18 protein-coding genes are annotated in these 16,468 nt (G+C 74.8%); 14 read left to right on the top strand and 4 right to left on the bottom strand.

Annotated elements, in window-relative coordinates; all coding sequences use genetic code 11:
• The first annotated feature begins 178 nt into the window (after positions 1–178).
• The 3 genes from ASF82_RS09365 to ASF82_RS09355 are packed head-to-tail and all read left to right on the top strand — an operon-like array spanning position 179 to position 2,151.
• Positions 179–1,021 (top strand): DUF3097 domain-containing protein, encoded by an 843-nt coding sequence (locus ASF82_RS09365; protein WP_185233251.1) that lies wholly within the window; start codon positions 179–181, stop codon positions 1,019–1,021.
• Between the two features lie 55 nt (positions 1,022–1,076).
• Positions 1,077–1,721 (top strand): hypothetical protein, encoded by a 645-nt coding sequence (locus ASF82_RS09360; RefSeq protein WP_056056511.1) that lies wholly within the window; start codon positions 1,077–1,079, stop codon positions 1,719–1,721.
• Between the two features lie 31 nt (positions 1,722–1,752).
• Positions 1,753–2,151 carry a DUF3054 domain-containing protein gene (locus ASF82_RS09355; RefSeq protein WP_056056510.1) on the top strand — a complete coding sequence of 133 codons (399 nt, stop codon included), beginning with the start codon at positions 1,753–1,755 and terminating at the stop codon, positions 2,149–2,151.
• Between the two features lie 82 nt (positions 2,152–2,233).
• On the opposite strand, the gene ASF82_RS09350 is transcribed toward ASF82_RS09355, so the two are convergent.
• Positions 2,234–2,557, bottom strand: coding sequence for a hypothetical protein (locus tag ASF82_RS09350; RefSeq protein WP_056056509.1), 324 nt, complete (start codon positions 2,555–2,557; stop codon positions 2,234–2,236).
• 203 nt (positions 2,558–2,760) lie between these two features.
• On the opposite strand from ASF82_RS09350, the gene ASF82_RS09345 reads away from it, so the two are divergent.
• The 5 genes from ASF82_RS09345 to ASF82_RS09325 all read left to right on the top strand — a co-directional run bounded on the left by ASF82_RS09345 (position 2,761) and on the right by ASF82_RS09325 (position 7,380).
• Entirely contained in the window at positions 2,761–3,501 is a 741-nt protein-coding gene (locus ASF82_RS09345) for a DedA family protein (protein ID WP_082514706.1), read from the top strand.
• A 94-nt stretch (positions 3,502–3,595) separates the two neighbouring features.
• Positions 3,596–4,288 carry a hypothetical protein gene (locus ASF82_RS09340; RefSeq protein ID WP_056056508.1) on the top strand — a complete coding sequence of 231 codons (693 nt, stop codon included), beginning with the start codon at positions 3,596–3,598 and terminating at the stop codon, positions 4,286–4,288.
• 148 nt (positions 4,289–4,436) lie between these two features.
• Complete coding sequence (locus tag ASF82_RS09335) at positions 4,437–5,465, top strand: SDR family oxidoreductase (RefSeq protein WP_056056507.1); 1,029 nt, start codon at positions 4,437–4,439, stop codon at positions 5,463–5,465.
• On the top strand, positions 5,462–6,928 hold the full coding sequence (locus tag ASF82_RS09330) for an NAD(P)/FAD-dependent oxidoreductase (protein ID WP_056056506.1): 1,467 nt from the start codon (positions 5,462–5,464) through the stop codon (positions 6,926–6,928). The genes ASF82_RS09335 and ASF82_RS09330 overlap by 4 nt, the downstream gene beginning before the upstream one ends.
• On the top strand, positions 6,925–7,380 hold the full coding sequence (locus tag ASF82_RS09325; protein ID WP_056056505.1) for an SRPBCC domain-containing protein: 456 nt from the start codon (positions 6,925–6,927) through the stop codon (positions 7,378–7,380). Before ASF82_RS09330 ends, ASF82_RS09325 begins: the two co-directional genes overlap by 4 nt.
• A 54-nt stretch (positions 7,381–7,434) precedes the next feature.
• Here the strand turns inward: ASF82_RS09325 and ASF82_RS09320 are convergent, their stop codons facing one another.
• A complete protein-coding gene (locus ASF82_RS09320; protein ID WP_056056504.1) occupies positions 7,435–8,886 on the bottom strand; it encodes a serine hydrolase in 1,452 nt (483 codons plus the stop codon).
• Positions 8,887–9,168: 282 nt separating this feature from the next.
• Positions 9,169–9,981, bottom strand: coding sequence for a DUF4184 family protein (locus ASF82_RS09315; protein WP_056056503.1), 813 nt, complete (start codon positions 9,979–9,981; stop codon positions 9,169–9,171).
• 216 nt (positions 9,982–10,197) lie between these two features.
• Between ASF82_RS09315 and ASF82_RS09310 the strand changes: the two genes are divergently transcribed.
• The 5 genes from ASF82_RS09310 to ASF82_RS09290 all read left to right on the top strand — a co-directional run bounded on the left by ASF82_RS09310 (position 10,198) and on the right by ASF82_RS09290 (position 13,707).
• Positions 10,198–10,647: an SRPBCC domain-containing protein gene (locus ASF82_RS09310; RefSeq protein WP_056056502.1), complete on the top strand. Its 450-nt coding sequence runs from the start codon at positions 10,198–10,200 to the stop codon at positions 10,645–10,647.
• Between the two features lie 47 nt (positions 10,648–10,694).
• Positions 10,695–10,994, top strand: a complete 300-nt coding sequence (locus ASF82_RS09305) for a hypothetical protein (protein WP_156370048.1) — start codon at positions 10,695–10,697, stop codon at positions 10,992–10,994.
• Positions 10,991–11,245: a hypothetical protein gene (locus ASF82_RS09300; RefSeq protein WP_056056500.1), complete on the top strand. Its 255-nt coding sequence runs from the start codon at positions 10,991–10,993 to the stop codon at positions 11,243–11,245. Before ASF82_RS09305 ends, ASF82_RS09300 begins: the two co-directional genes overlap by 4 nt.
• A gap of 180 nt (positions 11,246–11,425) precedes the next feature.
• Positions 11,426–11,959, top strand: coding sequence for a PadR family transcriptional regulator (locus tag ASF82_RS09295; protein ID WP_056056499.1), 534 nt, complete (start codon positions 11,426–11,428; stop codon positions 11,957–11,959).
• Positions 11,960–12,030: 71 nt separating this feature from the next.
• Entirely contained in the window at positions 12,031–13,707 is a 1,677-nt protein-coding gene (locus ASF82_RS09290) for an AarF/ABC1/UbiB kinase family protein (protein WP_056058831.1), read from the top strand.
• Between the two features lie 83 nt (positions 13,708–13,790).
• On the opposite strand, the gene ASF82_RS09285 is transcribed toward ASF82_RS09290, so the two are convergent.
• Positions 13,791–15,473, bottom strand: a complete 1,683-nt coding sequence (locus ASF82_RS09285; protein WP_056056498.1) for a long-chain-fatty-acid--CoA ligase — start codon at positions 15,471–15,473, stop codon at positions 13,791–13,793.
• 72 nt (positions 15,474–15,545) lie between these two features.
• On the opposite strand from ASF82_RS09285, the gene ASF82_RS09280 reads away from it, so the two are divergent.
• On the top strand, positions 15,546–16,364 hold the full coding sequence (locus tag ASF82_RS09280) for an SDR family oxidoreductase (protein WP_235491245.1): 819 nt from the start codon (positions 15,546–15,548) through the stop codon (positions 16,362–16,364).
• Positions 16,365–16,468 lie beyond the last annotated feature (104 nt).

The following is a 16,468-nucleotide window of genomic DNA, read 5'->3' as shown; positions in this document are numbered from 1 at the left end:
CCAGCCGCTCCCGCCGCGACGTCCCGGGCCGCGGGCCCGGCCTCGACGACGGCTCGCGGCGCCGGTGCAGCTCCGGCCGCGGGCGCCGACCGCCCGGGCCCGCCCCGGCCCTACCAGCCCCGACCCCGGGCGCCCCGTGCGCCGGGCTCACGACCCCACCAGGGAGGTGGCTCGACCCGTGGATGACGACCGGTACGGCCGAGACGTGCTCAGCGGCGACTGGAAGCGCTCGTCGCGCCCCGCGCCGACCCCCACCGACGCGGTGCGCGACCTCGTCGTCGAGGAGTCGCGGAGCGGCTTCACGGGAGCGGTCGTGCGCGTCGAGGCGGGCACGGTCGAGCTGGAGGACTGGAAGGGGCGCGTCCGCGCCTTCCCGCTCTCGGGCTCGTTCCTGATCGACGGTGCGCCCGTGGCGCTCCGGGTGCCGAGGGCGGCGCCGCAGGGCCGGGCCCGCACGGCCTCCGGCTCCTTCGCCGTCGGCGACGCCCGCGCGCGGGTGGCCCGCCAGAGCCGCATCTTCGTCGAGGGCCGGCACGACGCCGAGCTCGTCGAGAAGGTCTGGGGCGCCGACCTGCGCGTCGAGGGCGTCGTCGTCGAGTACCTCGAGGGCGTCGACCACCTCGCCGAGGTGCTGGCCGAGTTCCGGCCGACCGCCGAGCGCCGCGTCGGCGTGCTCGTCGACCACCTCGTGCCCGGGTCGAAGGAGAGCCGCATCGCGGAGGCGGTCACGAGGGGCCCGCACGGCCGTCACGTGCTCGTCGTCGGGCACCCGTTCGTCGACGTCTGGCAGGCCGTCGTGCCCGCACGCCTCGGGCTCACGCGCTGGCCGGAGGTGCCCCGCTCGGTCGAGTGGAAGCACGGCGTCTGCGAGGCCCTCGGCTGGCCCCACGACGACCAGGCCGACATCGCCGCGGCGTGGCAGCGCATCCTCGGCCGCGTGCGTGCCTTCGGCGACCTCGAGCCCGCGCTGCTCGGCCGGGTCGAGCAGCTGATCGACTTCGTCACCGTCGACCAGGGCTGACGGCTCGCCCGGGCGTGTCGGGCGTCTCCCGGCCTCGGGCCCTAGATTCGTCGTCATGGTCGATTCCCTCGAGGGGCAGGTGCGCACGGCGGTCGACGCCTGGCTGCGCTGGCTGCCCCGGTGGCGGATCGGCACCGCCCGGGCCCGCACGCGCGTCTGCCGGGTCTGCTTCGGCTCGCCCGTCGCGGTCGCCGCCGGGTTCGACGGCGACGTGCCCCACGCCGTGCAGCACGCGCTGCTGAACCGGCTCCGGCACATCGTCGACGACGAGGTCGACTCGTACACCACCCGCAACCTGCCCCTCGTGACCCGCGAGCTCCGACGAGCCGCCGAGGTCGGCGTCGACGGCTACCGGCCCGACGAGGGCCTCGCCCTCGAGTTCGACGGCCTCGACGTCGACCCCGAGCCGGAGCCCGGCCAGCCGTTCCTGTTCACCCTCGAGGGCCTCGCCGCCGAGGAGGCCGCACGCCACGCTGCCGACGGCGTCGACGACGAGCCCGAGTTCTCGGACGAGGCGAAGGCGGCCCTGCGCCGCGAGCTCGCGTTGGCCGACGAGCACGCGCAGTCGGTCGGCACCGCGCTCTGCTTCGCGGTCGTCGCCCAGCGCGAGCGGATCGCCGACGCCGTCGATCGGCTCGTCGAGCCGCAGGTCGAGGAGCTGCTGGCCGAGCTCTCGCGCACGCTCGAGCCGCCGCGCTGAGCCCGACCCGCCCGCACCCCCTGAGGACACCATGACCACGCCCCGCTCCGCCGCCCCCTCCCGCCGTCCGCCGTGGTGGGCGCTCGCCCTCGACGCCGTCCTGGTCGTGGCCTTCGTGGTCATCGGCCGCCGCAGCCACGCCGAGGGCCTCGACCTGCCCGGGCTCGCCACCACGCTCTGGCCGTTCGCGGTCGGCCTCGTCGTGGGCTGGCTGAGCGTGGTCGGCGTGCGCTGGCCGCTGCCGCGCCTCGCCTCCGGCGCGGTCGTCTGGGTGTCGACGGCCGTGCTCGGGGTGCTGCTCCGGGTCGCGAGCGGGCAGGGCGTGCAGCTGAGCTTCGTCGTCGTGACGATCGTCGTGCTCGGCGTATTCCTGCTGGGGTGGCGGGGCGTCGCGGCGCTGGCCCGGCGGGGCGGTCGCACCCGGCGCTGACGACGGCGGCGGAGCAGGGCTCGAGGGCCGCTCCGCGACTCCGCGGGGCCCGGCGGTCGATCGGCCTGGTGGCCTGCTCGTGCTACTTGCGCTTGACGCTGTTGTCGGTGCTGGGCTCGTCGGTGAGCACCAGGCCCGACGAGCTGTTCGACGAGGCCGTCAGCTCGGTCAGCCAGTCACGGTTGATGGCGGGCACGCGGCCGCCGGAGTACTTGAAGTAGAGGGGGATGCCCGGGTCGAGCCAGATGCTGCTGCGCCCGTCGCCGACCTTCTGGGTGTCGCGCCACGAGAAGAAGAACGACTCGCGGCGCCGGAGCTTCGTGGCGATCACGATCTGGAGGTGCTCGAGCACGCGGTCATCGAACTCGACCTCGATGCCGGAGGTGCCGTAGATCAGCGATCCCATGGAAGTCCTGTTCAGTCCTGTCGTCTGCTCCGCACCGGGGACGAGGAGGCGAGGGTGCGGTCGTGCGCCAATCTACCGTGCACGGCGGGCCCGGTCCGGCACGCGACACGAGCCTGTGGGCGGTCGTCCAGCCCGTGCTGGCATGCTCGACGGAGCCGATCCGACCCGTGGCGACCGCGGGCACCGAACCGACCCAGGGACCCATGACCTCCACCGCCGTGCTCGCCCCGTCCGCCTCCGCCGCCCTCTCGGGCCCGTCGGGGGGCCTGCCGTCCACGGTCGTCGCGCAGGGCGCCTCCTCGTCCGTCCAGGAGCTCGACGGCCTCGTCGGCGTCGCGGCGCGCGTCATCGACGCCCTGGGCGAGTGGGGCGTGGGGTTGCTGACCTTCGTCGAGACGGTGTTCCCGCCGATCCCGAGCGAGATCGTGCTGCCGCTCGCCGGGTTCCTCGCCGGGCAGGGGAACATGAACATCGTGCTGCTGATCGTGGTCAGCACGCTCGGCGCCTACGTGGGCGCGCTCGTCCTGTACTGGCTGGGCGCCGTGATCGGCCTCGAGCGGAGCATCACGCTGCTGTCGAAGTTCCCCCTCGTCGACCGGGAGGACTTCCAGAAGGCGGCCGACTGGTTCCACCGGCACGGGCGGTCGGCGGTCTTCTTCGGGCGCCTCGTTCCCGGGGTCCGCAGCCTGATCTCGCTGCCGGCCGGCGCCGAGAAGATGCCGCTCGCCTCGTTCACGCTCTTCACCGTCGTCGGCAGCGGGCTCTGGAACGCCCTGCTCATCCTGCTCGGGGCGGCCCTCGGCACCCAGTACGAGCTGATCGACCGCTACGCGAAGTACCTCGACTACGCGGTCTACGCGGCCATCGGCGGGGTGGTGCTGTGGCTGGTGCTGCGGGCCGTGCGCCGTCGTCGGGCCGCCGACCGCGACTCCGCTCGCAGCTGATCCGCACCGCGCGTCCAGGCGCGGGGGGCCGGTCGTCCGTACTGTCGGAGACCCGTCGGGGCCGACGCCCCGACCCGACAGACAGGACGGCACCATGGGATTCCTCGACAGGCTGCTCGGACGAGACGACGAGGCCGCGGGCCAGCAGGTGCAGGCACCGGCACCGGGAGGGCGGGCCCCGGCGCGGAGCGACGACGAGATCGCCGTCGAGCGCTACCGCTACCTGCTGCGCACGGCGCCGCCCGAGACCATCGAGCAGGTGCACGCCGAGGCCTTCGAGAAGCTGAGCCCCGAGCAGCGCCGGCTGGTCTTCGACGAGCTCAGCCGTGAGGCCGGCCAGGGCGAGCAGCCCCGCGGCGACGACGCCGGGTCACTCGCTCAGGCGGCCACCCGGTCGGAGCTGCGGAAGCCGGGCACCCTCGAACGGACCCTGGGAGGCGGCGGTGCGGCCGGCGGCCAGGGCCCGCAGGCAGGCGGCCGTCCGGGCATGGGCATGGGCTCGATCATCGGCGGGTCGCTGCTCGGCACCGTCGCGGGCTACGTCGTGGGCTCCGCGCTCGTCGGCGCGTTCCTGCCCGACGCGGGCAGCGACGTCGCGGGCGGAGAGGGCGAGGGCGGTGCCGACGGCGGCGACGGCGACGACGGCGGCGACGGCGGGCAGGACGGCGGGGACGCGGGCCAGGACGGCGGCGACGCGGGCGACGGCGGCGGCGGCGACTTCGGCGGCGGCGGCGACTTCGGCGGTGGCGACTTCGGGGGCGGCGACCTGGGCGGCTTCGACATCTGACACCGCGCCTCCTGCAGTCCCTCCCCAGGGCGGCGCCCGGCCGGTCGTCCCCGTGACGTCCCCCGGGGCGGACGCCGCCCAGCGGGGTCGGACTACCGTCGACCGGGCACGGCCTGAGCCAGCGGGCCGCCGACGAGCCAGGAGAACCATGTCGAAGAGCACCCCCACGAAGCCCCGCGTCGCCGTCGTCACCGGAGGCTCGGCCGGGCTCGGCCGGGCCGTCGTGCGCGAGCTCGCCGAGCGCGGCTGGGACGTCGCGGTGCTCGCCCGCGGGCAGGACGGCCTCGACGGCGCCGTCGCCGACGTGGAGGCCGCCGGTCGTCGCGGCCTCGCCGTGCCGACCGACGTGGCCGACCGCGAGCAGGTCGAGGCCGCCGCGACGCGCGTCGAGCAGGAGCTCGGCGAGATCGACCTCTGGGTCAACGACGCCATGGTGGGCGTCTTCGGGGAGTTCCTCGAGACCGACCCGGCCGACTTCGAGCGCGCCACGGCGGTCAACTACTTCGGCTTCGTCAACGGCACCCGCGCCGCCCTCTCGCGCATGGTGCCGCGCGACCGCGGCCACGTCATCCAGGTCGGGTCGGCGCTCGCGCACCGCGGCATCCCGCTGCAGGCGTCGTACTGCGGGGCCAAGCACGCGGTGCAGGGCTTCACCGAGTCGGTGACCACCGAGCTGATCCACAACGGGAGCGCCGTCGAGATCTCGACCGTCGACATGCCCGCGCTGAACACCATCCAGTTCAACTGGGTGCGCTCGCGCCTGCCGCACCACCCCAAGCCGGTGCCGCCGATCTACCAGCCCGAGGTGGGCGCGATCGCGATCGCCGATGTGGCCGACAAGCCGCGCCGTCGGACGTGGCTCGGCGAGCCCACGGTGATGACCGTGCTCGGCAACCGCTTCGTGGCGAACTTCCTCGACGTCTACCTGGCCAAGTCGGGCTACTCGGGCCAGCAGGCCCCCGAGAAGTCGGAGGCCATGCTGCCCGACAACCTCTACCAGCCCACCAGCGGCGACCACGGCGCCCACGGCATCTTCGACGACCAGGCCCGCAGCACCAGCCCCCAGGTCTGGTACACGCGCAACCGCGGCCTCAGCTACGCCCTGGCGGGCGCCGGGGCGGTCGGCGCGGGCGTCGCCGTCGTCCGTGCCCTGGTCGGAGGGCGCAAGGGCGCATGAGCCACGCCTTCGACGCGGTCGTCGTCGGCGCCGGGCCGAACGGCCTGGCGGCGGCGGTCGTCCTCGCCCGGGCCGGCCTGCGCGTGCAGCTGCTCGAGCGCGACGACACGATCGGCGGCGGCACCCGCACGAAGGAGCTGACCCTGCCCGGGTTCCGGCACGACGTCTGCTCGGCCGTGCACCCGATGGCGATGGCGTCCGGGTTCTTCCGGCGCTGGGGCCTCGAGCAGCGCGTCGACATGATCGTGCCTGAGGTCTCGTACGGCCACCCGCTCGACGGCGGCCGCGCCGGGGTCGCCCACCGCGACCTCGAGCGGACCGTCGAGGGCCTCGGCCGTGACGGTGCGACCTGGCGTCGCATGTTCTCGCGCCTCGTCGACATCGAGGCCGAGCTCTCGCAGTTCACGCTCTCGCCGATCCTCCAGCTGCCCCGCCACCCGCAGACGGTAGTCGAGTTCGGGCTGCGCATCCTCCACCAGGGCGGCCCCTGGTGGGACGCCGGGCTCCGCACGGAGGAGGCGCGGGCGCTGCTCGCGGGCGTGATGGCCCACGCCATCCGCCCCATGCCGAGCCTGTCGGCGGGCGCCGCGGGCCTCGCGCTCGCCGTCCACGGCCACGGCTACGGCTGGGCGGTGCCCCGGGGCGGCAGCCAGGTGATCGCCGACGCGCTCGCCGACGACCTGCGAGCCCACGGCGGCGTCATCGAGACGGGCGTCGACGTGACCAGCCTGCGCCAGCTCGACGCGCGCGTGAAACTGCTCGACGTGACCCCGCGCCAGCTGATCGCCATCGCGGGCGACGAGATGCCCGCCGGCTACCGACGTCGTCTCGAGCGGTTCCGGTACGGGGGAGGCGCCTCCAAGGTGGACTTCGCCCTCAGCGGGCCGGTGCCCTGGGCGGCGGAGGAGCTGCTGCGGACGCCCACCGTGCACCTCGGCGGCACGCGGGCCGACATCGCCCGGGCCGAGCACGACGTCGCCCGCGGGGTGCACCCGGCCGAGCCGTTCGTCCTGGCCGTCCAGCCCGGCGTCGTCGACGACAGCCGAGCCCCGGCCGGCCAGCACTCGCTGTGGACGTACGCGCACGTGCCCAACGGCAGCACCGTCGACATGACCGAGGCGATCACCCGCCAGATCGAGCGCTTCGCGCCCGGCTTCCGCGACCTGGTCCTCGCCAGCAGCGCCCGCTCGGCCGACGAGCTCGAGGCCTACGACCCGAACTACGTCGGGGGCGACATCGCCTCCGGCGCCCCGAGCCTGAAGCAGCTCATCGTGCGCCCCGTGCTCTCGACGGACCCGTGGCGGACGGCCGTGCCCGGCACCTACCTCGCGTCGTCCTCGGTGCCGCCGGGCCCGAGCGTGCACGGCATGGGGGGTGCCTACGCCGCGCAGAGTGCCCTGCGCCACGAGTTCGGCATCGACCACCTGCCCCGTCTGGGGCCCGACGGAGGGAGCGACTCGTGAGCGTCGTGCACCGGTTCCTCGAGGCGTCGCCGCGCGACGTCTTCGACGTCCTCAGCGACGGCTGGCTCTTCCCGAGCTGGGTCGTCGGTGCGTCGCGCATCCGCGACGTCGAGCGCGAGTGGCCCCGGGCCGGCGCGAAGATCCACCACTCGTTCGGCGTGTGGCCGCTCGTCATCGACGACTCCACGACGCTGCTCGAGTGGGACGCCCCGCGGCGGGCCGTCTTCCTCGCCCGCGGCTGGCCGGCGGGGGAGGCCCGCGTCGGCATCGACGTCGCGGACCGTGCCGGCGGCTGCTTCGTGACGATGACGGAGGAGGCCGTGAGCGGCCCGGGCGCGCTCGTACCCGACGCCGTGCTCGACGTGCCGCTCACCTGGCGCAACCACGAGGCGCTGCGGCGCCTCGCCTGGCTGGCCGAGGGGCGCCTGCGCGACACCGTCCACCCGACCTGACCCGCGACTCCCGACGGCCGGCCCGGCCCTAGCGACGGCCGGCCCGGCCCGGCCCTAGCGCGTCGCCACGTCGTCGGGGCCGGGGGCCCGCAGGGTCCTCAGGTCGGGGCCGTGCAGGGGCGCCGTCCGCCACCGGACGCTCACCGTGCCGGTGCCCCGGTCGGCGTCGAGGTGGAGGCGGTGGGGCGTCTCCACGAAGACGACGTCGACGAGCAGGTGGTCGCCGTGCTGCTCGGCCCAGGTGGCGAGCGGGCCGGTGGTGCGCCACTCGCCGAGCCCCAGGGCGGCCTCGAGGCGGTGGTCGCCCTCGACGAGGGTGAGCGTCGGCGTGCCCTCGGTCGTGACCTCGACGGCGGTGAGGCCGGGCTGGTCGCCGCCCGCGGCGACGGTCCAGGTGCCCGCGGCGGGGGCGCCGACCGTCTCGGCGCCCCTGGTCGTGTCATCGCTCGCCGCGCCGTCGCCGGTCGGGGCCGCGACGCCGGGCAGCGTCAGTGCGCCGAGCCGCGCGGCGAGGCGGGCGTCGTCGTCGGCGCTGCCGCCGGCGCCGAGGGCGGGCAGCACGGTGGCCCAGACGAGGTCGAGCAGCGCCCTCGTGTCGGTGGTCTGGCTCGTGATCGCGACGACGAGGTCGTGCTCGGGCACGACCAGGCTGAACTGGCCGTAGGCGCCGTCGGCGCGGTACCCGTGCGTGGAGACCCAGAACTGGAAGCCGTAGCCCTGCTGCCAGTCGGCCGACCCCTCGTGGGCCGTCGAGGCGTGCGACCGCGACGCCTCGGCGACCCAGGCGGCGGAGACGAGCTGCTCGTCGCCCCACCGGCCCTGCTGCAGGTGCAGCTGGCCGAGGGCCGCGACCGCGTCGGTGGTCGTGTGCAGGCCGCTGAAGCCCAGCTCGGCGCCGCTCGCGTCGCGCTGCCACGCGGCGACGTCGACGCCGAGGGGGTCGAAGAGACGGGGGCGCAGGTAGCCCACCAGCGACGTCCCCGAGGCGCGGCGCACCACCTCCGCGAGCGTGTACGTGCAGGGCTGGTTGTACGCGAAGACCGAGCCGGGCTCGGCCTCGGGCGGGGTGAGCAGGAAGCCGCGGACGACGTTCGTGGGGTCCTGCGCCTCGGCGCGGTCGAGCGTCTCCGTCCGGTGGCCGCTGGCCATGGCGAGCAGGTGGCGGAGGCGCATCCGGCGCGTGCGCTCGTCGGTCACCTCGGCGTCGAGCTCGGGGAACCAGCTGATGACCGTGTCGTCGATCGTCAGCAGCCCCTCGTCGGCGGCGATGCCCACCGCCGTGGCCGTGAAGCTCTTGCTCACCGAGTAGACGAGGTGCGGGCGCTCGGCCGAGTACGGCGCCCACCAGCCTCGGGCGACGACGGCGCCGCGGTGCACGACGACGAGGCCGTGCGGCTCGACGCCGGGCGTCGCCTCCAGGCCGTCGACGAGGGCGAGCAGCCCCCGGGCGTCGACGCCCAGGTCGGAGGGGGAGCGGGTGGGCAGCGTGGTCGTCGTCGAGGTCACGGGCCGAGCCTACGACGCGCCTCCCGGCCTGGGCGTCCGTTGCCCCGCCGGCCGGCGGATCGCCCCCGCCCCCGCCCCCGCCCTGCCCCGCCCCGCCCTGCCCCGCCGCGCCCGCCGTGCCCAGCCGCTCTCTGTCGCAATTGCCGACCGTTCGCCTGCTCCGGGCGTCCTGGTACCTGACTTTCCGGTCATCAGGAGGCGCGTGGTCGGGTTCTGCAGCTCGGGCCGGCTGCCTGTGCCGGGTGGGCGGTGGCGCGGAGTTCGTCGAGTTCAGGCACCCGGTCATGGTGCAGCGCCCTCGCCCCGACCGTCGAACGGCTCCTCGGGGGTCGCGACGTCCTCGGTGCGCCCTCCGGCGCGTCGTCCGAGCTGGACGGCGACGGACGCCCCGACGGCCAGCAGCAGCAGGAGCGCGCCCGAGCCCGTGCCCGCGAAGAACACGAACGACTTCGCCGTCCCGACGTCGGAGGGCAGCCCGCGGGTGACCGCCACGGCGACGGGGCCCGTGACCAGGGCGGCGACGGCGAGCCACCACGAGACGGTCCGCGACCGTGACGGTCGAGGCCGAGCGCTGACGGGTGCGCGCCGCAGGTACCGCGCCCCGGCGACCGCGAGCACGGCGAGCCCGACGACCGACGACCCGTACTGCGCCCACTGCGTGCCGACGAAGGGGCCCCACGGCTCCGCCAGGGCGGTCAGCAGGGTGCTGCCGAGCCGCCCGGGGTGGGTGAAGGCGTCCCACCCCACGTGCGTCAGCACGCCGACGGCGACGGCGAGCAGCACCCCGAGGAGGCGGCCGGCCGACGTCGCCCCGGGCACGGCCCAGGCCGGCGGGAGGCGCGTGCCGACCACCGGGGGCAGCAGCACCCCGGCGGCGGGGCGCAGCACCCGGAGCCACACCAGGTAGAGCAGCGCTCCGAGCGGCACGGAGACCACGAGCAGGCCCGGGACGCCGTGCGTGGTCTCGTAGGTCACCCCGACGGGGAAGAAGAGGGGGAGGTCGGGCGCCATCGAGCCGACGGCGACGGCCCCGGCGGGCAGCGGGCTCCGGACGAACGGCAGGGCGACGACCGCGTGGCTGGGGGTGAAGGGCACGACCCATGGTCGCGGGGCGGGTGGCCCGGCGTCGTCCTCCCCGGGGCGGGACGGTGTCCACCCGTGGGCTGAGTAGAGCGCCGGGCGTGCGTCGTCGCGCGGCCCTGGCGCGGCCGGCCGGGGCCTGGGACACTGCCACCAGGCCTACGAGGGCCGACCACCGACTCCGGCAGGTCGCCCGCCCGGCCACCGCCACCGAACCGAGGAGCACCCCCGATGAGCGACCAGGCTGCCGAGGGCGTCGAGATCGTCCGGACCTTCACCGCGCCTCCCGCAGCGGTGTTCTCGGCCTGGACGACCGCCGCCGACTTCGCCCGCTGGTTCGGCGGACCGGCCGTCGACGTGCCGCTCGACGCCCTCGACTACGAGGCCGTCGCGGGGCGGGCCTGGTCGGCGACCATGGTGCTGCCCGACGGGAACGCCCTCAGCTGGGCCGGCGAGTTCGTCGAGGTCGTGCCCGACGAGCGACTCGTCCTGACGCTCACCGACGACCCGGCGTCGCCCGCTCGCGCGACGATGGTGGTCGAGCTCGCCGCGGTCGACGGCGGCACCCGCATGCGCTTCACACAGCAGACGCCGGGCTTCTCGGCCGAGCAGCGCGACGCGACCGCCGCCGGCTGGGCCGGCTTCTTCGACGAGCTCGCCGCCGGCGTGCCCTCGTCGTAGCCCACGCTCCGTCGTCGCCCGCCGCGTCGTCGCCCTACCCTGGGCGCATGAGCCGACCCGCCGAGCCCGCTGCGCCGAGACCGCGCCTCGTGTGGGCCGTCGTGCACTACTGGACCGCCACGGTGCACGACTACGAGGAGGTCGCCTTCCCCCGCCTCTTCGGCGTGTACTCGACGAGGGCACGCGCCCGGGCGGCTGCTGACCGCGCCCGGACCCAGCGGGGCTTCGACGGGCGCCTCGGCGCCGTCGACGAGGTGGAGCCCCTCCGCATCGAGAGGTGGCCGGTCGATGAACCCGCCTGGGTCGGCGGCTTCTTCTCGTACGACGCCGAGGGGCGCGAGGAGTGACGAGGGTCTGGTCGCTGACGCACCTCCGCCCGCGGGGGTCGCACACCGAGTGGCCGCTCGTCGACGTCAAGCAGATCGGCTTCTTCCGGTCGGAGGGCGAGGCCCGCCGAGCCGCCCGTCGCCTCCGCCTCGACCCTGGCTTCCGACGCTTCCTGGACCAGTTCCGCATCGAGGCCGTCGAGCTCGACGTCGACCGCTACGACCACGGCTTCGACCCCGACGCCGACCGGGATCTCGTCCCGAGCGACTGAGAGCCGTCGAGTGGTCGCGAACTGCGGCCCGGAGGGGGCGAGAGCCGCCGATCGTGACGGCTCGGGCGACGGCGGGGTCGAGCGCGGGAGGCGCGGTGCCAGCCTGAGCGCCCGCCCGGCTCCGTGTCGGGGGCCAGGTATATCGTTCGGGCATCGCTCGACCCTCGACTGGAGATCATCATGAGCACCTCGCGCACACCCGGTTCGTTCCCCGTCGACCTCGACGGCATGTGGCAGGCCATGGACCAGCTCCGGTCGACCTTCGACCGCCGCGACGGCGCCCGCGCCCCGCGCGGCGAGCTCCGCGCGGCGATCCTCGCCCTCCTCGCCGAGCGGCCGATGCACGGCTACCAGGTGATCCACGAGATCGAGGAGCGCACCGGCGGCGACTGGAAGCCCAGCGCGGGCTCCGTCTACCCGACCCTCCAGCTCCTCGCCGACGAGGGCCTCGTCGTCGCGGAGGAGACCGACGGCCGCAAGGTCTACTCGCTGACCGACACCGGCCGTGCCGCCGCGGGCGTCGACCCCTCCGACCCGTGGTCCGCCCCGCGCTCCTCCGGCGACCGCCGCACCGCCCTGCCCAAGGCCGGCATCGAGCTCGCCCGCGCCACGGCGCAGGTGGGCCGCACCGGCACCGCCGCGCAGATCGACGAGGCGGTGGCGGCCCTCGACGAGGCCCGTCGCCGCATCTACTCGATCCTCGCTCGAGACTGACGCGGGTGGCACCGACCGCCCCCCTCCCGACCCCCACAGCCTCAGCCCGAGCCGGTGAGCCGGGCGACGCCCTGCGCGACCGCGCGGGGCGGGCCCGGTACCGGCGCATCCTCCGGTTCGCCTCCCGTCACCTCGCCGTGACCTGGTGGTTCGAGCTGGTGCTGCCGAGGTTCGGCCTGCGCTGGGTCGCCGAGCGAACCCGCGCCCGACGCATGCAGCGCTTCGCACGCGGCTTCCACGCGCTGGCGCTCGACCTCGGCGGGCTGATGATCAAGGTCGGGCAGTACCTCTCGTCGCGCCTGGACGTCCTCCCGCCCGAGATCACGAAGGAGCTCGAGGGTCTGCAAGACGAGGTGACGCCCGTGCCGTTCCCCGAGATCCGGGCGCTCGCCGAGGCCGAGCTGGGCATGCCCCTCGACCGCGTCTTCACCGCCGTCTCTCCCGAGCCGATCGCCGCCGCCTCCCTCGGCCAGGCGCACCGGGCGACGCTCGGCGCGGTCGACTCCGCCGACACCGGGCTCGTCCACGTCGTGCTCAAGGTGCAGCGGCCCGGCATCGACCGGATCGTCGACGTCGACCTCGCCGCGCTCCGCAAGGTGGGCGGCTGGCTGAGCCACGTCCGCCTGGTCTCCGACCGCGTCGACGCCCCTGCCCTCGTCGAGGAGTTCGCACGGACGAGCCTGGAAGAGATCGACTACCTCAACGAGGCCGCGAACTCGGCCCGCTTCGCGGCCGACTTCGCCGACGACGACCGGGTCGGCGTGCCCGACGTCGTCTGGGAGCGCTCGACGCGGAAGGTGCTCGTGCTCGAGGACGTCTCGGCGATCAAGATCACCGACGTCGACGGCCTCCGCGCCGCCGGCATCGACCCCGTCGAGGTCGCCCCCGTCTTCGCCGCGGTGATGTTCGACCAGCTCTTCACGAACGGCTTCTTCCACGCCGACCCGCACCCCGGCAACATCTTCGTCACCCCGGTGGCCGCCGCCGAGGGGGAACGCCCCTGGCGGCTGACCTTCATCGACTTCGGGATGATGGGGGAGGTGCCCACCGGCACCCGGAACGGTCTGCGCACGCTGCTGATCGCCGCCGCCTCCCGCGACGGCAGCGGCATGGTGAACGCGATGCGCGACCTCGGGGTGCTCTTGCCCAGCGCCGACACCCGTGAGCTCGAGCGGGCGGTCAGCGCGACCTTCGCCCGCTTCGGCGGCATGGGGTTCGCCGAGCTGCGCGAGGTCGACCCTCGGGAGTACCGCGAGTTCGCCGGCCAGTTCGGCGACCTGATCCGCGCGCTGCCGTTCCAGCTGCCCGAGGACTTCCTGCTGGTGCTCCGCGCCGTCACCCTCACCTCCGGCGTCTCCAGCGCCCTCGACCCGGTCTTCAACCTCTGGGACTCCGTCGAGCCCTACGCGGCGCAGCTCGTGCGCGACGAGCGCGGCAACGCCGTGCAGGACGTCGCGCGACGGGCCCTCGCCGCGGCCGACGTCACCGTCCGGCTGCCCGGTCGGCTCGACCACCTCGTCACGCGCCTGGAGGACGGCACGCTGGAGGTCGGCAGCCCGCGCATCGAGCGTCAGCTCGGTCGCATCGAGCGGACGGCCCGCCGGGTGCTCGCGGCCGTGCTCTTCGCGGGCCTGCTCATCGCCGGCGCCGTGCTGCGCACCGACGACGACGGCCTCGGCACGGTGCTCATGGCCGCGTCGGCCGTGCCGCTGCTCTACGCCCTGCTCGCCGGCCGGCTGCCCGGCTGACGCCGGGCTGCCCGGTCAGCCCCGGGCTGCCCGCCAGCGCCCGGCTGCGCGGCCAGCCCCGGGGCTGCCCGGCCAGCCCCGGGCTAGCGATCGGCGAGCTGGTCGCGGACCTTGCGGCGCAGCGTCTTGCCGATCAGCGACTTCGGCAGCTCGTCGACCACGACGATGCGGCGGGGCACCTTGTACGGCGTCAGGTGCGACCGCGCGAAGGTGCGGAGCGCCTGCACGTCGACGTTCGCGCCCGGCTCGACGACGATGGCCGCGGCGACCTGCTCGCCGCCGGGGCTCGGCAGCCCGACGACGGCGGCCTCGGTGACGCCGTCGAAGCGCACCAGCACCTCCTCGACCTCGGAGGGGCTGACGTTGAACCCGCCGGTGATGATGAGCTCCTTGATGCGGTCGACGATGCGCACGAACCCGTCGGGGTCGATCGTGACGATGTCGCCGGTGCGGAACCAGTCGCCGTCGACGAAGACCTCGTTCGACTCCTGCGGCTTGCGGTAATAGCCGCTGAACACCTGGGGGCCGCGCACGATCAGCTCCCCGCTCTCACCGGCCGGCACGTCGACGGTCGGGTTCTCCGGGTCGACGACGCGCACCTCGGTGCCGGGCAGCGGCAGGCCGACGGTGCCGGCGCGGCGGGTGGGCCCGACCGGGTTCGCCATCAGCACGGGCGAGCACTCCGACAGGCCGTAGCCCTCGACGAGCCAGCCGCCGCTCTCGGCCTCCCACGGCTCGACGACCTCGGCCGAGAGGGGCATCGCGCCCGAGATCGCGACCTCGACGCCCTGCAGCGAGACACCGGCGTCGTCTGCGGCCTTCCGGAGGCGCGTGTAGATGGGCGGGACGGCCGGCAGGAAGGTCGGCGGCCGCTTCTTCATGACCTTGAGCACGAGGGCCGGGTCGAAGGCCGGGAACAGCACGAGGCGGGCGCCCATGCTCATCGCGAAGGTGAGGCAGAGCGTGAGCCCGTACGCGTGGAACATGGGCAGCACCGCGTAGACGGTGCAGCGGCCGCGCTCGATCGTCGGCACCCACGCGCGCGACTGCGCGGCGTTGGCGAGCAGGTTGCGGTGGGTCAGCTGGGCGCCCTTCGGGGTGCCCGTGGTGCCGCTCGTGTACTGGATGACCGCCAGGTCGTCCGTCGAGGGCGCCGGGTGCTTCGCCTTGATGCGCGACGAGCCCACGATCTTCTCCCACGGCGTCGTGCCCCGGACGCTCGTGGTCAGCTTGGCGCGCGACTCGCGGGCCTTCGAGATCGGCAGGCGGAGGGCCGCCCGGGTGGTGAGGGGCATGCCCCGCGTCACGTCGACCGACACGATCGCGTCGGGGGCGACGTCGGCGGGGAAGTCCTGGAGGGTCTCCACCACCTTGTCCCACGCGACGACGACCTTGGCGCCGTGGTCCTCGAACTGGTGGCGCAGCTCGCGCGGCGTGTAGAGCGGGTTGTGCTCGACGACGATCGCCCCGAGGCGCAGCACCGCGTAGAAGGCCACGACGTGCTGCGGGCTGTTGGGCATGACGAGGGCGACGGTGTCGCCGTGGCGGACGCCGAGGCCGCGGAGGCCCTCGGCGGCCCGGCTGATCTGCTCGACGAGCTCGGAGTACGACGTCGTCGCCCCGAAGAACTCGAGCGCCACGGCCCGCGGGTAGCGCTTCGCCGAGCCCTCCACCAGGTCGAGGAGCGAGCCCGTGACGGGCTCGATGTCGTGGGGGACGCCGGGAGCGTAGGAGGTCAGCCAGGGACGCGGGGTCTCGATGGTCACCCGGCCACTCTACGGCGTTGGATGATCGGGGCCGCCCCCACCCGAGGCGGTCACCACGACGAGAGGAACACCGTGAGCAAGGTCTGGTTCATCACCGGGGCGTCGAAGGGCTTCGGCCGCGAGTGGGCGGAGGCCGCGCTGGAGCGCGGTGACCGCGTGGCGGGCACCGCCCGCCGGCTCGAGACCGTCGACGCACTCGTGCAGCAGTACCCCGACGCCTTCCTGCCGATCGAGCTCGACGTCACCGACCGCGAGGCCGACGTCGCCGCCGTGCAGCGTGCCGCCGAGCACTTCGGCCGGCTCGACGTCGTCGTCAACAACGCCGGCTACGGCCACTTCGGCATGGTCGAGGAGCTCACGGAGGAGGAGGCCAGGGCCCAGCTCGAGACGAACTTCTTCGGCGCGCTGTGGGTCACGCAGGCCGCCCTGCCGATCCTCCGGGCCCAGGGCAGCGGCCACGTCGTGCAGGTCTCGAGCATCGGAGGCGTCAGCGCCTTCCCCACCGTCGGCATCTACCACGCGTCGAAGTGGGCGCTCGAGGGCATGAGCCAGGCGCTCTCGCAGGAGGTCGCCGGCTTCGGCGTGCACGTCACGCTGGTGGAGCCCGGCGGCTTCTCGACCGACTGGTCGGGCCCGTCGGCCTCCCGCAGCGACGAGCTCGAGGCCTACGCCGAGGTGCGCGAGGCTGCGTCCGAGCGACCGTCGGCGGCCGACCCGGGCGACCCGCACGCCACCCGCGGCGCGATCCTCAAGGTCGTCGACGCCGAGCAGCCGCCCCTCCGCGTCTTCTTCGGCAAGGCGCCCCTCGGCATCGCGGAGGCCGACTACGAGCAGCGCCTCGCGACCTGGCGCGAGTGGCAGCCCGTCGCGGAGGAGGCGCACGGGAACTGAGCCGGCCGCTCCTCCTGCACCGCGCCTCCTCGCGGGCTCCCGCACGACCGCGGAGGGCCCGTCGAGGAGGCGCGGTGCCGGCCAGGCGGTTCGACGTCGAGACA

The organism is Frigoribacterium sp. Leaf164 (assembly GCF_001423665.1).
GTDB classification, from domain to species: domain Bacteria; phylum Actinomycetota; class Actinomycetes; order Actinomycetales; family Microbacteriaceae; genus Frigoribacterium; species Frigoribacterium endophyticum.
Note: the sequence above shows the minus strand (reverse complement) of the source record. Positions and strands in the feature narration are given on the sequence as shown.